Origin of the sequence: Lentilactobacillus sunkii DSM 19904 (genome assembly GCF_001435575.1) — a bacterium.
Lineage (GTDB): Bacteria > Bacillota > Bacilli > Lactobacillales > Lactobacillaceae > Lentilactobacillus > Lentilactobacillus sunkii.
In genome coordinates, this window is record NZ_AZEA01000003.1 from 90,724 (window position 1) to 106,370 (window position 15,647).

Sequence of the window (15,647 nt, forward strand, 5' to 3'; positions counted from 1 at the left end):
ATGAACCTTCCGGCAGCTGTTGGACTTAAAATGAATCTGAAAAAACTGAACGGTTTTGGACAAAATAGTCAATACCTGAATAAATTGTGAAGAATAAGCAGGTGTATAACAGGATTAGTCCCATCGGAATATTAATGGCGTCAAATAAAACGTTATTCAAGAATAACAAAATGATCGCCAACATTTGTGTCGTTGTTTTGATTTTACCTGGCCATGCCGCAGCAATCACCTGACCCTCGTTTTCCACGATGATCAACCGCAATCCGGTAACAGCAAGCTCACGGCAGACAATAATCGCTGCAACCCAAGCTGGAACATCTCCGAGACCAACTAAAAATAGAAATGCGGTCATGACCAACATCTTATCAGCAAGTGGATCTGCAAACTTACCAAAATTTGTGACCAGATGATTCCGACGAGCAATCTGACCATCCAAAAAATCGGTTAAGGAAGCCACCACAAAAATGATCGTTGCAATTAAACGGGTCATACTGATTGACGTTCCCGCCCAAACCACACTCCCGGAAAAAATTGGGGCAGCTAAAATGATGATAAAAAAGGGAATCAAAATAATTCTAAACATTGTTAATTTATTGGGTAAATTCATGTTCAACCTCCAGCAGATTAATAACTATTGGCAGTGCCGGTATTGCTGTTATTACTGCTTGTGCCAGTCGTACCGGAACCGCTTGTTGTACCAGTTGTGCCTGTCGTTCCAGTAGTTGATGAAGTCCCACTGGTGCCGGTAGTTCCAGTCGTACCTGTCGTTCCAGTCGTGCCGGTAGTGGTTGATGACGAACTGCTGGTTGCTGAACTCGAGCTTGAAGCAGAGGAACTTGCTTTACCAAATTGCAATGTGATTACTCGAACCTGACTGGAACCACCATTGAGTGGAGCTGCCACAGTCAACTTTTTACCACCTACCGTAATTTGAGTAGCTTCGGCATTTCCAGCATTAATCGTCACGGTACTTGTTGTGCTAGGTAAAGAAATCGTGTGGGAATTGCCGCCGGTTAATGAAGCCTGCCATAATGAAGTGCCATCAGCAGAAACAGAAGTCCACGCACTTCCTGTACCGGTTGCCGCAATTTTTAACGGCGTTTTCCCTGAAGTTCCGGAGACCCGGTAAGTAATATTACTACCTGAGGCAGTTACTTTCTTAAAAGTAATCCCCTTTGCTTTCTTAGCAGTCTTGGTCTTTTTGGAACTGGACGATTTTGAACTGGCAGATTTATTTCCAGAAACGGAAACCTTGCTTGTTTCGATCTGAGTCTTGGCAGTATTCCGAGTACTTTTAGCCGCCGCAACCCAAATAGCGATCAAAATGACCAAGACCACGACCGATACAGAAATAATCGGAATATAACGGCGTAGTTTATCATTTCGTTCCTCGACTTTGCGTTGAGCAGACCGAGTCTCAGGGTTGTCGTCATTTACCCGGTCAACATATTCCGGATCTTCAGTATCAGGCAGCTTGGTATCAAACTGACTTAACAGATCCGAGCCATCAAGGCCAACCGAATCTGCGTACTGTTTGACGAACGCCCGAACATAAAAATCACCTGGCAACGCATCAAAATCATTATCTTCAATCGCGATGAGATAACGTTTTTGAATCTTCGTATTCTTTTGTAAATCATCCAAAGTGTAGCCCTTTGCAACTCGGGCATCATGTAGTTTTTTTCCAATTGTTAAATTATCTTTTTCGTCGCTCATACTCATTCTCCATTGAATTTTTTGTGTTCTCTTTAAAGTATATCATAAGGTAAACTGCTATTATTTTAAGTAATTGATAAAGTAAGAATTATAAATCAATCATTTAACCCTTAACGATTTTGAATCAAAACTTCTTGAACAGTTACCCTACTCAAAAAATCATTGGCAATTGCACTGACATCTGCCAAGGTCATTGATTTTAATATCTCAACTTCATCATATATTGTAACAGGTTCACCTATGAAGCCGTCAAATTGACCACTAATTGCTTCTTCAGAGTCCATCATCTCGATGTAATTACCGAAAAGCTCGTTTTTTTGCAATTGAAATTCATCGGATAAGCTGTCGATTTTCTCGGGAATGTCTGCAATAATCTGCTTTAATCGTTTGATTAATTCACGCGGCTTGGCCGTATCACAACTAATGACCGCAAAATGAAAGCCACGTTCATTTTCAAACTCCCATGAAAACGAATCATCAATGATTTCATCATGATACAGTTTATCATATTCAACCGAGTTTTCACTAAGAAACAAGTCAAACATGACGGAGAGGGCAATCTCATATTTAAGGCCTTCACGACCTGTGGGTACTTGATCATTTCCTCGCAATCCCAGTGTTACTTTTGGCCTTGAGACATCCATTTTTGACTGTTGAATTGTTTCGTCACCAGTTGACGGGAGTTCAACCAATCGCTTAACTCTAACTGGCTTAGGAACTTGTTTTCCTGCCTGATTATCTTCAATCCACCGCAGTGTTTCACTCGGATCTAATTTGCCCGTAATGAATAGGCTCATGTTTTCCGGACGGTAAAAAGTCTTGTAGGCCAGTTCAACATCTGCCAAAGTAATCTTTCCCACAGAAGCAACATCGCCTGCAATATCTTCAGATAGAACCGAGTTGGGGTACAGACTGGCGATCGTTTCAAAATAAGCTTGATTATCCGGATCATTTTTATACATATTAATTTCTTGGTCAATAATCCCTTTTTCACGTTCAACTTTTTCTTGTGTAAAGTATGGAATTTGGACAAAATCCAATAAAATATCCAAATTATCTTTAAAGGATTCTGCCGTGGAAAATAGGTAATTGGTTTTTGTGAAACTAGTAAAGGCATTTGAACGTGCCCCTGTTTTATTAAACAATTCAAAAACATCGTAGTCTTTTTTATCGAACATCTTATGCTCTAAAAAATGCGCAATTCCAGCTGGTTGAATAACCTTTTCGCCATTTAATAAAAATTGACTGTCGATCGAACCGTAATTGACACCGAGAACAGCGGTTGTTTTGTTAAATCCGGCTTTGGGCTGCAAGTACACGGTTAAGCCGTTGGAGAGGGTTTGAACAAATAATTTTTCGTTATAATTTGGATAATCAATTAATTCCATTGTTAATGCCCCCTGCTGTTCAGCTGAAAAATAGCTCTCAAAGACATTCGCTTGGCAACTTCAGAAATTTGTTTTCGAGTAACCGCTTCAACTTTATCTTCCCATTGAGAATCGCTTAAACTAAATCCCATGATCTGTTGAATATACTGTTTTTCGATAAGAGAGCCGAGATGATCGACTTCAGATCTGTGTTGATTGACAAGTGCCTGTTTAACACCATCCAACAGTTCATCTGAATATTGACCATCAATCAGCTGGGTCAATTGATCAGCCACCATTTCAGTTACCTGATCCTCATTAGCGTAATCAATCCCCGCCTGGACAGTATCCATTCCGACCAAAGAATTGTAGCTGCTGTGAATGTCATACGCCAAACTGTGTTTTTCACGAACATTTGTAAATAGCAAAGATCTACTCGAACCGCCAAACAGCTGGTTGAAAATGACTGCTGGAAAATATTCATCATCACCAAAGTAGATGGGCAATTCATAAGCGATACTTAATACTGACTGAGAACCTTCGATATCTTTGGCCGCCCGCTGAACATCATCAACTGGGCGTGGCTTCACTTTAAGCTCATATACCTGAGGGATTCGATCCGAAAATGATTGGAAATGCTGAAATCCATCTGCGACAAGCTTCTCATCGAGATCACCGCCAATTAGAATCGAAATTTTTGCTTGGAAAAGAACCTGATGATAAAAATTAAACAGACTTTTTGAATCAATATGACTCATTTCTTGAGGGGTACCCATTAAGAAATTACCATGATCAGGATCATTTGCGTAATACAATTGTTGTAATTGTAAGGTTGAGAAGAACCCTTTATTATCCTGGATCGAATCCAAATAATTAATCATGTTGCTTTGATGGATTCGAAAATAGGCCTGATCAAATTGTTGACCGTCAACGAAGGGATCTTCAATCATCTCTTGCAAAAAATTAAGAACTTCAGAGGTTAATTGACTCTTCGCGGGAAGGTATTTGTCGCTGGGAAAGGTAATCGACACCTGAAGGGTATGCTGATTACCATATCGAAGGACTGTCACGCCAAAGCTTGCGCCATACATTCTTGATAACTGACGTGAGACCAAAAGCTCACTGTTGTATTTTGCAGAACAGTTTTCCAAAAGCTCCGCCAATAATGCCAACTTTGCATAATTTTCATGTTGGGCTGGAAAGGTAAAATTGATCAATATCTTGCTGTTTTTAAATTTAGTTGTTGGGATGGTTGTTAAACTGACCCCTTTTGCGATCTCGTATTTCACTGAGTTTCCTCCTCAATTAGTCACAAATTTCATAATAAAATAAAAACATTAAAATCTCAACCAAAACCATGAATTATAAGGAAAAATAGAGAATTACCCAAGAATCATTTCATTACAAGGACAAACTAAAAAAACTTCCAACCTAAATTGAAAGTTTTTCTAAAACGGTTATTTAACATTTTTCATCAAAGGACTGTCCCGATCTGTTCCGAACCACTTCATGTTGATTTTGTGAAGTTCACCATTTTTGGCAAGACGGTTCAATCCTTGATCAATCTTTTTCTTTAATACAGTATCGCCTTTACGCATCCCAACGCCGTATTCTTCCTTGGGAAACTCGCTTGGAACCGATTTGAAGCTTGATTGGTTTGGCTGGTGTTCCAAATAATATCCTGCATAAATACTGTCAATCAATAATCCTTGAATCCGGTTTGCATTCAAGTCAATGAACGCATCAGTAAACGTGTCGTAAAGAATTGGCTCATGGCCCTTAATCTTATCTTTGAGCAGCTTTGGCTGATTATCAATATCCATTGCACCGGCTGAACCGTTTTGAACCCCGGCAACTTTCCCCTTCATATCTGCAAAACTGTTGATATGCTGGTTCTTTTTGGAAACCAAGACCTGATCATTGATCAAGTATGGTTCACTAAATGTGATCTTTTTTGCTCGTTGTGGATTGATTGAAAAACCATTCCAGATCAGATCAATCGTCCCATTTCGAAGTTCCGTAACGTTCATCGACCAGTCAATCGGCTGGAAGTCAACCTTAATGCCATACTGCTTGAAAACTGCTCTGGCAAGGTCAACATCATATCCAACAATCTTACCGCTCTTAGTTTGAAATCCCATTGGCACAAAACTGTCATCCAGCCCAACAATAATTTTCTTCTGCTTGGAAACAGTTGACCACGTATCCGGATTCTCTTGGGAACCTTGACGGCTGACATAGCGGACACCACAACCGGATAAACCAACTGTGATCAGGAGGAGACTGGTAATCAATAATAATCTTTTAAATGCTTTTAACATTTTTACCCCTCCTACTGAATTTGTTCAACCTGCTGAATTTCATCGGCTACGTTTTTGGCGAAGTCCATATCATGAGTGACAACGATTTGGGTCATTTCCTGCTTCTTTAAATCAAGAATGATCTGAGCAACCTCATCTCTCAATGCCGGGTCCAATGCGGATGTTGGTTCGTCGTAACAAAGAATCTTAGGCCGCATTGCAAGGGCTCTGACAATCGCCACCCGCTGCTTTTGCCCACCGGAAAGTTGGAAGGGATACAGATCTTCCTTGCCTTCCAATCCCAGCCGACTTAACAACTCACGGGCATATTTTTTAACATCGTCCATAGATTCTTTTTTGACCATTGTTGGGGCCAAGGTAATATTACCAAGAACCGTCAAGTTAGGAAAAAGTTGGTAATCTTGGAAAACGACGCCGATAATCGTGTCCTTTTGAGTCGTATTGGTCGGATCAAATTGCGTGCCATTCCAGAAAAACTCGCCTTTATCAACTGGCTCCAAACCAGTTATACAACGTAGTAGAGTTGTTTTACCGGCTCCAGAAGGACCAACGATCGCCATAATTTCATTATCTTTGACTGTCATCGACAGATCATCAATGATTGTCCGACTGCCGAATCGTTTCGTTAAATTTTTAATTGCTAACATTGTAATCCCCTCCTATCGCCAAACACTCTCACGTTTTTCAATCAACTTCAAAACAATTGTGCAGACCGCAGTCAATGCCAGATAAATAATTCCGACCAAAATCAGCGGCAACAGCGTGACGTCCCTTGCAGTCGCCACGTTTCCGGCCCGAAGCAGATCGCCCAGTCCGATGACATAAACCAAAGATGAATCCTTAACCAGGTTAATAACTTCATTCCCAATTGACGGAAGTACGATTTTAAAGACCTGAGGAATCACAATCTTTCGGATCGTTTGGCCGTAGCTCAACCGAAGCACCTTGGCACTTTCGAACTGCCCCTTTGGAACTGATTGAAAGCCACCTCTGAATATTTCACCAAAGTAAGCAGTGTAATTCAGGATGAAAGCAAACATCGCTGCATCATAACGTTGAAAGACAATATGAATAATTGGCAAACCATAAAATACAAAAATCAATTGCAGTAAAAGTGGCGTCCCTCGCATGATCCAGACGTAAAAATTAAGTAACCAAGTCAGCGGCTTGAATTTTTGAATGAGCCCAAGTCCAACCAACGCGCCTAATGGGATTGAACAAATCAATGTCCAAAAGAAAATTGATAAAGTCATTTTGGTTCCCGATAATAATGCTGGTAAAATTTCTTCAATATATTGAATCATTTGACATCCCTCCATAAAAAAATCCCCTTGAGTAATAAACGATACTCAAGAGGACGATGGTTTTCGCGGTTCCACCTCAATTCGCAGCAGGCTCACACCCACTGCCTCACGAAGTTCAATATTATTGTTGGAAATAAAAACGTCCTCTTAAGCCATCATTGACTTAAGAGGACGAATTTATCGCGGTTCCACCTCTGATTCATTTTTCACTCACATGAAAAATCTCAAAAGGTTTAGTATCAAAAATACTAAACTTCAGCAATAACGTGCTTACCGCTTTTTCCTACTAAATTCAGAAAAATGACTCACAGATGTGACGACTTTTAATTAAATACCCAACTTCCACCTTGATGGGCTCTCTGTAATTTAAAATAACAATCGGTTCTGATCAACGTCTTTAAAAATCTTTAATTAAGTTAAATTTATCATAATCGTAATTTGGTTTCCCGTCAAGGACTTTTATCCTTTATGGAACCAATGGCCAACTTTTTGCCAGAACGACGGCTTCTGTTCGTCTTTAATTTCCATTAACGGAACGGACTCACCAACCATCCGACGAGCGATATCACGATAACCTTGACCTGCGGGATTCTCTGCTTGTAGAACAACTGGCTCACCATTGTTGGAAGTCGTAATGACTGCGTCGTCGTCAAAAACAATTCCCAACAACTCAACGCCAAGATGATGAGTGATTTCATCGACATCCATCACTGAACCGTCTTTCATCATATGTTGACGAATCCGATTAATTATCAGGTGTGGTTGTTCCTGAAGTGGATGTTGTTCGAGTAATCCAACCACCCGGTCAGCATCACGAACAGCTGAGATTTCAGGTGTCGTGACAATAATCGCGCTATCGGCTCCGGCAATTGCATTCATAAATCCTTGTTCAATGCCGGCAGGACAGTCGATTAAAATAAAATCAAAGTCCGGCTTCAAATCATCAACGATTTCTCTTACCTGGTCTTCATTTAATGCTGTCTTATCAGTGTTTTGAGCTGCCGGCAGAAGATAAAGCAAATCATCAAATCGTTTGTCCTTTACCAGTGCCTGGCTGAGCTTTGCGCGACCATTTGCAACGTCCACAATGTCATACATAATCCGATTGTCGAGTCCAAGAACAACGTCTAAGTTACGCAGGCCAATATCAAGATCCAAAAGACATACTTTCTTACCCATCATGGCCAATGCAGTTCCAATATTGGCCGAAGAAGTTGTTTTACCAACTCCCCCCTTACCTGAAGTTATAACGTAAGCCTTACCCATTGATGACTCCTCCTATCTGATTGTAGAACTTGGGATTAATCTGTTTAAGATCCTCAAGCTTACCATAATCCAATACATGTAAGTCGTTCACGTAAATGACTGTGCCACTGTTCATTTCCCGCTTGGTGTCAGCAAGAATTTCAAACTGTTCGCCGATCCGAACCTGTTGAGCGTTATGTACATCCCCAATAATCATTTTATCTTCAAGATCGGGTGCCCCAGCTTGGATAATTCCTTCGACGTTTCCCAGGACAAAGATGTTGCCGCCAACGAATAATTTCCCACCTTCATGGACAGTTCCTAAAAATAACACATCACCTTGGATGTGTTCTTCTTGGCCATTACGAATCACCTTATCAATAATGTGGACGCTGGTTTGCTCGAGAATCCGATTCGACTCTTCTTTAGTGATGACGTCGGAAGTAATCTTATGAACAGAGAAGTATGAATAATCAGAAAAGATTTTCTCAATTTCAGATCGGTCTGCGGCCGGCCATAAACGCATTCCAGTATATATATCAAAGGAAATCGCCTGTGGATTGGTCGAAGCCGTCTGGGTTTTTAAATTATCCAGAAGTTTTCTAAGCGACGCAAAAATGTCTTTAAGATTGGCATTCTCGTCTAAAATTATTTCATACCCATCCTTGGTGCCTTTCAAAACGGCTGAATCGTGCATTGTCTACTCTCCTTCTTATTGCTTATGAGTCCTATACAGTGTCTCAATCGGAAGGTAAACAATTGCCAACAAAACCAGATTGAGAGCGAGTGTAGGTGCCAATGTATTCACCAGGAATTGCGCAACTGACGCATCTGTTTCACCAATAAACGCATTGGCAATATACCCCAAGCTAACCAAAACTGTGATTCCTAAAAAATACACCAAAAAGCCACTCAGGAAATTTGGTGGCAGGATTTGGTATACCGTTTGACACAAATAAACAACTAACGGAAAAATAAAAACATTAACTCCGAGTAGTCCCGTATAGTACATATCAAATATGAATCCGATAACTGCAGCCCAGGTATACAGGTGTAGTTTCTTAACGTTGCCGAAAAATGCCGCCAAGATTAACCAGAGAACCGTCAAGCAAGGAACCATTGAGTTTGGATATTTGAAAAGAGTTCCGGAAAGAGCTTGGCTGATGGAACCATCAAGAAAGAATGCAATAAATTGACCAATCACAAAATATATTGCAATGGGAACTTTTCGTTTCACCTAATCGTCCCTCCCATCAATCTCTAACTGCTACTGATACAACTTCAATGTCGTTCAAATTAGCAGCCGGCTTAATATATACTTTTTTTGCAAGACCGTAATCATCTTGAGCAACTTTAGAGACCGTGCCGACGTATATTCCCTTGGGAATAACGCCGCCCAATCCACTGGTTGTCACCCGGTTTCCGACTGACAGCTTTGCTTTTGATGTAATGTTTCCCATAATGATACGGTTAGATGATGAATCATATGATGTAATAATTCCATTCACGACTTTTGAATTGTCGCCAAGGACCTGAATTGCAAAACGGTTTGAATTCTCAGCAGTATTGGAAACCAAAACAACTTTACTATTTGTTTTGTTAACTTCGGCAACCGTTCCAATCAACCCAGGACCGGCAATCACCGGCATGTTTTTCTTAATTCCGGAAGCCTGACCCTTGTTAATAATAATCTGACTTGCCCAAGATGAGGGTGTCCGAGTAATAACAGCAGCATTAATTTTCTCATAGCCTGTCAACGTGCTGCCGACATTTAATTGACGTTTTAACTGTTTGTTTTCACGAGTCAAAACCTGATCTTTAACCTGTGTTTGGGTCAACTGATCGACTTTTGACTTGAGACGTTCATTTTCCTGGTATGTGTTTAAAAGATTCTTAGTCGAAACAAACCCGTGATGAATTCCATTCATTGGGGCTGCTACAATTCGGTCGGCAAATCCAACAATATCATTTCCAAATTGTTGTACCAACGGTGGCGTGCTCCGTTTGTCTCGAATGGCAACCGATAATGTCATTAAACCAAAACTAACGATCAAACATACTACGACAATTACAAGCTTTCGACTGGAGAAAAATTTTTGCATAATTGCCTCCATTCGTTAATCAATAATCAAGTATAGTTACCTCTTTAATTATTGTTTTTTCTTCATAACATTGATGCTCTTTAAGGATTCTCCAGTACCAATAGCCACACAATCAAGTGGATCCGAGGCGATTGAAACAGGAACTTGAGTAGCTTCTGCAATCACATCGGTAATGTTTCTTAATAAGGCCCCACCACCGGTGAGAACAATCCCATGGTCAATCACATCAGCGGCAATTTCCGGTGATGTTTCTTCAAGGGTTTCCTTGATTGTTGCAATGATTGCCATAACTGATTCATTAATGGCCTTATTAACATCAGTTCCACTGATCTCAACCGTTGTAGGCAGACCAGTTACTAAATCACGGCCGCGAACCGGAATCGCTTTAATCTCTTTGGCAGCTTCGGCAGAAGCAGAACCAATATCAATCTTGAGCTGTTCGGAAGTTCGCTCACCAATGAGCAGATTGTACTTTTGACGGACATACTGTGCAATCGCCTCATTCAGCTTGTCGCCAGCCATTCGAACTGAACGACTGGAAACGATTCCGCCTAAAGAAATGGTGGCAACATCAGTTGTTCCACCACCGATATCAACAACCATGCTACCGGTTGGATCCATAACTGGAAGACCGGCACCAATTGCGGCTGCAAATGGTTCTTCAATCACATATGCGTCACGGGCACCGGCAACGCGGGTTGCATCAATCACAGCCCGCTTTTCAACAGCAGTGATACCGGTTGGCACACAAACCATCACATAAGGTTTGCCTGATGAATGTCCCAATGCCTTTTGGATAAAGTACTTCATCATTGCAACGGTCGTATCGTAATCAGCGATCACACCGTCTTTCATTGGCCGAACAGCCTGAATACTGGCCGGAGTCCGGCCGATCATTGCCCGAGCCTCTGATCCAACGGCGATTACCTCGCCTGATTTTGTGCTTTTGGCAACTACTGACGGTTCACGAAGAACAATTCCTTTTCCTTCAACGTAAACAATCGTATTAGCAGTACCAAGATCAATTCCTATGTTTTTTTCCCCAAGTCCAAACACGTTATCCATCCCTTCGTTGTCTATCAACTTAATTTAGTTCGTTTTTTATAGATTAATTTATTATTGTTTAACGAAACAAGTATATCATAACGCGTCCAAAAATAAATAAAATCAAGAGAAACGTAAGCTGATTTAATAGTTTATTTGAAATTCATACCCGGATTCTTAAGAAATTTCCGAACATCCGATATGAAATATAACGAACCGGTAATTAATAGCATATCGTCAGGCGTCAGTTTCCGTTTCAATTCAGAAATGGCCGACTGCCAATCATCGATTGCGGACACATTTTGCGGACGGGTTTGCAGTTTGTGTTCCAATTTTTCCGGATTGGCTGCCGCCCGTTTACCCGGTCCGGCGAACTGGGTTAAGACAATCGAAACATTTGGAACAGTCGCCATTTTTTCGACCATTTTATCAGCCTGCTTGTCTGCAAGAATTCCCATTAGCACATAGATATGGCCTTTAGGAAAATCGTTTTCAAGAGTATCCACGATCAGGTCAACAGCAGAAATGTTGTGAGCTCCATCCAAAACAATTGCGGGACGGGTCGCAATTGGTTCGAACCGTCCAGCCCACCGAGTATTTCGAATACCACGACGGATTACCTCAGAGTCTATGGGCTGATTGTGGAGCTTTTGGTACTCATTATATGCTTGGACTGCCAAAGCTGCGTTATGGGTCTGATAATCCCCTATAAGGTCTGTCTGTAATTGATGAAGATGAAGATTGGATGAATCAAAATCAAAACTTTGAACCCAATTTTGCTCACCTAAATCATTAACATGAAAATCTTTGCCCAAAATCTTAATGGGACTGTGCTTTTTAGCCGCTTGATGAACAATTACTTCCAGCGGATCCGGATCAACTCCGCCAACAACTACCGGTACGCCTTCCTTGATAATACCGGCTTTTTGAAAAGCAATTTTGGGTAATGTGTCACCCAAAATATGCATGTGATCCCAGCCAATTGACGTGATCACCGATACCTTTGGAACAATCACGTTTGTCGAATCGTACAAGCCACCTAGGCCAACCTCAATGAGCACAATATCTGCATGACCTTCTGCAAAGTATTTAAACATCATAGCCGTCACAATTTCAAATTCCGTGGGGCCACCTTCCGGTAATTCGGCGTCAAGTTTTGCAATCGTGGGATACAATTCCTGTGTCAACCTGAGGATATCATCGTCGGAAATACCAACTCCATTGACACTGATTCGCTCATTAAACTTGACCAAAAACGGTGAAGTAAAGCTCCCTACCGTTTTCCCTTCTGCCTGAAAAATATTCCGCAAAAAGGCGAGTGTTGAGCCCTTGCCGTTGGTGCCGGCAATGTGAATCGCATTAATCTTTTTATCCGGGGCACCCAATTCATCTAAAAATCGACGCATCCGCTTCAATGTCGGAATCTTCTTAAACTTTGTTCTCCCATGAATAAAGTTAAGCGCCTCGTCATATGTGTTAATCATTTTTTTCTCCTTAAAAAACGCGGGTAAAATGCAGCTTCAAATCCTGATCTTTCACCAGGAAACAGCATTTCATCCCACGTTTTTTGAAATTAGCGGATCATAGTTGGTTCATTTTTACATCTCACTGGAAATTTGTTCAAGACGTTCCTTGGCTGCATCCAACTTCGATTGATAATCAGCCTGTTTGGTTTTTTCTTCTTCAACAACGGCTTCAGGCGCATTGTCCACGAAGCGTTTATTTGCTAATTTTTTGTCTGAACGGGCCACTTCGGCCTCAAATTTATCAACATCTTTTTGAACCCGGGCTTGTTCATCTTTCAAATCAACCAATTCTGCTAATGGCACAAAGATCGTTGCATCCGTAATCACGGCAGACATTGAAAGCTTTGGTGCCTCAATATTTGCCCCGATTTCCAATTTCTGAGTATGACAGAACCGGTCAATATATTCACGGTTGGACTCAAAAATTCCCTTAAGAGTTGCGTTGTCTGTTTGAATCAGCATATCGATTGGTGAAGAAAGTGGTGCGTTGGCTTCGTTTCGAATGTTCCGGACGGCCGTGATCAAATCAATGAGTGACTTCATCTGTTGTTCAGATTCCGGATCGTTCAGTTCTTTATGATCAACCGGGTATGCTGCGGTAACCAATGACTTTCCTTCGTGCGGCATCATCTGCCAAATATATTCAGTTACAAATGGCATAATCGGTTGAAGCAGACGCAATGTTTGATCCAAGACATAAGCTAAAATGTTTTGGGTGTTTTTCTTCAGCCTCTCATCATCGCTGTTGAGTGCTTCCTTACTCATTTCGATGTACCAGTCACAGAAGTCGTTCCAGATAAAGTCGTAAAGATAGCGATCGGCTTCACCAAAATTGTACTTTTCAAACAACTCTGAAACGTGATTGACGGTTGCATTCAAGCGGCTCAAAATCCATTTGTCGGATAATTGCCATTCGGATTGATCAGGCAGCTTGGGTTGATCGATTCCATCCAAATTCTTGATAACGTATCGACTGGCATTCCAAATCTTGTTAATGAAGTTCCATGCCGAATCCATCTTGTCATAGCTGAACTTCAAGTCTTGTCCAGGTGTTCCACCAATGGATAGGAACCAACGAAGCGCATCAGCACCATATTTATCAATGACGTCCATCGGATCGATTCCGTTTCCAAGTGATTTGGACATCTTCCGACCCTGTGAATCACGAATTAATCCATGCAGTAAAACATCTTTAAATGGTCGTTCTTTAGTAAATTCCAAACTTTGGAAAATCATTCTGGAAACCCAGAAGAAGATAATATCGTAACCGGTAACCAGTGTATCGGTTGGGAAGTATCGCTTCATATCTTCGGTATCTTCAGGCCAGCCCATGGTTGAAAATGGCCAAAGCGCTGACGAGAACCAGGTATCCAAGACATCAGGATCCTGATCCCAGTTTTCCGGATCTTTAGGTGCTTCCATACCAACGTATGTTTCACCGGTTTTCTTGTTGTACCAGGCAGGAATTTGATGACCCCACCAGAGTTGACGAGAAATAACCCAGTCATGAACATTTTCCATCCATTGTTCAAAGGTGCCTTCAAAACGGTCTGGGAAGAAGTTAACCTTATCATTCGTATCCTGATTCTTGATGGCCTGTTCGGCAAGTGGCTTCATCTTAACGAACCACTGAGTTGATAAGCGGGCTTCAACTTGAACACCGGTCCGTTCGGAGTGACCAACGGAATGGACAATCGGATCAATAGAAATCATTAAGCCTTCATCCTGAAGATCTTTTACCATTGCTTTTCGCGCTTCGAATCGATCCATGCCTTCATACTTGCCGGCGTTTTCATTCATTGATGCGTCTTCATTCATGGTATTGATTCGCTTCAGGTCATGACGATTTCCAACTTTAAAATCGTTAGGGTCATGGGCTGGCGTGATTTTTACCATTCCAGTTCCAAAATCGGGGTCAACGTACTGATCGGCAATAATCGGCACTTCACGATTAATTAATGGCACAAGTACCTTTTTGCCGACAATATCCTTATATCGCTTGTCGGAAGGATTGACGGCAACCGCAGTATCGCCCATCATCGTTTCCGGACGGGTAGTGGCAATTTCAATATAGTCCTTCCCATTGAAAGTGGTTCCATCGGTAAATGGATATTTGACATGGTAGAAAGCACCCTTATCGTCTTTATGGATAACTTCAATATCGGACAATGCCGTTCTGGCCTGAGGATCCCAGTTGATAATATATTCGCCACGATAGATCAAGCCTTTTTGGTAAAGGGATACGAAGACTTTTCGAACTGCTTTTGAAAGCCCCTTATCCAAAGTGAAACGTTCACGACTGTAATCGAGTGAAAGGCCGAGCTTGGCCCATTGTTCTTTAATCGTTCGGGCGAAGTCATCCTTCCATTCCCAGACCTTTTCGACAAATTTTTCACGACCCAAGTCGTATCGGGAAATTCCCTGCTTTCGGAGCTTAGCCTCAACTTTAGCTTGAGTCGCAATTCCGGCATGGTCCATTCCTGGCAGCCACAGTGTATCAAAGCCCTGCATTCGCTTGCGTCTGATAATCATATCTTGAAGCGTTGTGTCCCATGCATGACCCAGATGAAGCTTACCAGTAACATTTGGCGGTGGTAAAACGATTGAAAACGGCTTGGCTTTTTTGTCTCCACTGGGAGTAAATACCCCTTCTTCAAGCCATTCGTTATAACGGCCATTTTCAACAGCAGTTGGATCATATTTCGTGGACATTTCTGGTTTTTTGTCTGACATGACATTGCTCCTTCCAATTTTTAGATCAAATTTATGTAACAAAAAAACACCCCATCCTGTCATTAGGACGAAGTGCTCGCGGTACCACCTAAATTGGGCTCAAAAAAGCCCCACTTAAATATCATAGTAACGGTCTGATAAACCGCCTCGTTTCGAAATAAAACGAGAAGCTCACAAGTTACCTTCACTCGGTATTTGGTAAAAACCTCGCAGCAATGGTTTTCTTTCTTAACCCAAAATACCGGCTACTCTCTTGCTCAACACTTTAATTTAATTTTAATCTTAACCA

The 15,647-nt window shown here is 41.5% G+C and carries 14 protein-coding genes and 2 other annotated features; all 14 genes read right to left on the minus strand.

Annotation, left to right across the window (positions count from 1 at the left end):
- Window positions 1-25: 25 nt before the first annotated feature.
- Window positions 26-607 (minus strand): CDP-diacylglycerol--glycerol-3-phosphate 3-phosphatidyltransferase, encoded by a 582-nt coding sequence (pgsA, locus tag FD17_RS03765; protein WP_057823780.1) that lies wholly within the window; start codon window positions 605-607, stop codon window positions 26-28.
- A 17-nt stretch (window positions 608-624) separates the two neighbouring features.
- Window positions 625-1,716, minus strand: a complete 1,092-nt coding sequence (locus tag FD17_RS03770) for a helix-turn-helix domain-containing protein (RefSeq protein ID WP_057823782.1) — start codon at window positions 1,714-1,716, stop codon at window positions 625-627.
- Window positions 1,717-1,826: 110 nt separating this feature from the next.
- Window positions 1,827-3,104 carry an EF-P 5-aminopentanol modification-associated protein YfmH gene (yfmH, locus tag FD17_RS03775; protein WP_057823784.1) on the minus strand — a complete coding sequence of 426 codons (1,278 nt, stop codon included), beginning with the start codon at window positions 3,102-3,104 and terminating at the stop codon, window positions 1,827-1,829.
- 2 nt (window positions 3,105-3,106) lie between these two features.
- Window positions 3,107-4,372 (minus strand): EF-P 5-aminopentanol modification-associated protein YfmF, encoded by a 1,266-nt coding sequence (yfmF, locus tag FD17_RS03780; RefSeq protein ID WP_057823786.1) that lies wholly within the window; start codon window positions 4,370-4,372, stop codon window positions 3,107-3,109.
- A gap of 168 nt (window positions 4,373-4,540) precedes the next feature.
- Complete coding sequence (locus FD17_RS03785) at window positions 4,541-5,404, minus strand: amino acid ABC transporter substrate-binding protein (RefSeq protein WP_057823787.1); 864 nt, start codon at window positions 5,402-5,404, stop codon at window positions 4,541-4,543.
- Window positions 5,405-5,415: 11 nt separating this feature from the next.
- On the minus strand, window positions 5,416-6,051 hold the full coding sequence (locus FD17_RS03790) for an amino acid ABC transporter ATP-binding protein (RefSeq protein ID WP_057823789.1): 636 nt from the start codon (window positions 6,049-6,051) through the stop codon (window positions 5,416-5,418).
- Window positions 6,052-6,063: 12 nt separating this feature from the next.
- Window positions 6,064-6,708: an amino acid ABC transporter permease gene (locus tag FD17_RS03795; RefSeq protein WP_057823790.1), complete on the minus strand. Its 645-nt coding sequence runs from the start codon at window positions 6,706-6,708 to the stop codon at window positions 6,064-6,066.
- 164 nt (window positions 6,709-6,872) lie between these two features.
- Window positions 6,873-7,109 (minus strand) — a binding site (T-box leader).
- 58 nt (window positions 7,110-7,167) lie between these two features.
- Window positions 7,168-7,974: a septum site-determining protein MinD gene (gene minD / locus FD17_RS03800; protein ID WP_057823792.1), complete on the minus strand. Its 807-nt coding sequence runs from the start codon at window positions 7,972-7,974 to the stop codon at window positions 7,168-7,170.
- Complete coding sequence (locus FD17_RS03805) at window positions 7,967-8,650, minus strand: septum site-determining protein MinC (RefSeq protein ID WP_057823794.1); 684 nt, start codon at window positions 8,648-8,650, stop codon at window positions 7,967-7,969. The genes minD and FD17_RS03805 overlap by 8 nt, the downstream gene beginning before the upstream one ends.
- 15 nt (window positions 8,651-8,665) lie before the next feature.
- Window positions 8,666-9,190, minus strand: a complete 525-nt coding sequence (gene mreD, locus FD17_RS03810) for a rod shape-determining protein MreD (RefSeq protein ID WP_057823796.1) — start codon at window positions 9,188-9,190, stop codon at window positions 8,666-8,668.
- A gap of 16 nt (window positions 9,191-9,206) precedes the next feature.
- On the minus strand, window positions 9,207-10,055 hold the full coding sequence (gene mreC / locus FD17_RS03815; protein ID WP_176744916.1) for a rod shape-determining protein MreC: 849 nt from the start codon (window positions 10,053-10,055) through the stop codon (window positions 9,207-9,209).
- 48 nt (window positions 10,056-10,103) lie between these two features.
- Window positions 10,104-11,111, minus strand: coding sequence for a rod shape-determining protein (locus FD17_RS03820; protein ID WP_275452948.1), 1,008 nt, complete (start codon window positions 11,109-11,111; stop codon window positions 10,104-10,106).
- A gap of 140 nt (window positions 11,112-11,251) precedes the next feature.
- Window positions 11,252-12,583: a bifunctional folylpolyglutamate synthase/dihydrofolate synthase gene (locus FD17_RS03825; protein WP_057823802.1), complete on the minus strand. Its 1,332-nt coding sequence runs from the start codon at window positions 12,581-12,583 to the stop codon at window positions 11,252-11,254.
- Window positions 12,584-12,697: 114 nt separating this feature from the next.
- Window positions 12,698-15,358, minus strand: coding sequence for a valine--tRNA ligase (locus FD17_RS03830; RefSeq protein ID WP_057823804.1), 2,661 nt, complete (start codon window positions 15,356-15,358; stop codon window positions 12,698-12,700).
- A gap of 60 nt (window positions 15,359-15,418) precedes the next feature.
- Window positions 15,419-15,628 (minus strand) — a binding site (T-box leader).
- Between the last annotated feature and the right edge of the window lie 19 nt (window positions 15,629-15,647).